Origin of the sequence: Adlercreutzia sp. DFI.6.23, from assembly GCF_024462535.1 — a bacterium.
Lineage (GTDB): Bacteria > Actinomycetota > Coriobacteriia > Coriobacteriales > Eggerthellaceae > Adlercreutzia > Adlercreutzia rubneri.
Genome location: NZ_JANGBP010000736.1, coordinates 1 through 291, shown reverse-complemented (window position 1 = coordinate 291; position 291 = coordinate 1). Strand labels below are relative to the sequence as shown.

General features: G+C 66.0%; 1 protein-coding gene. It reads right to left on the bottom strand.

Features of this window, described 5'->3' with window-relative positions; all coding sequences use genetic code 11:
- Positions 1 to 291, bottom strand: a 291-nt coding sequence (locus NE591_RS15275) for an aminotransferase class IV (protein ID WP_256157104.1), incomplete at both ends; no start/stop codon positions are given.

The window sequence follows — 291 nt, the reverse complement described above, 5'->3', positions numbered from 1 at the left end:
GCGGGTGATGCCCTCGAGAAGTCCGTCGGAAAGCGGCGGCGTGGAAAGCACGCCGTTGCGCACGATGAACAAGTTCACGCCCGTGCCCTCGCAGACAAGCCCCGCCTCGTTCAACATGAAGGCCTCGGCATAGCCGTGGGCCTTCGCCTCCATCTTCGCGAGGATGGAGTTCATGTAAGAGGCCGTGGCCTTCACCGCCGGCGGAATGGCGTTGTTCGAGCGCTGGCGCCTCGAGGAGATGCCCACGGCCACGCCGTTTTCCAGCGCGTCGGCGCCCAGGTAGGCGTCCCA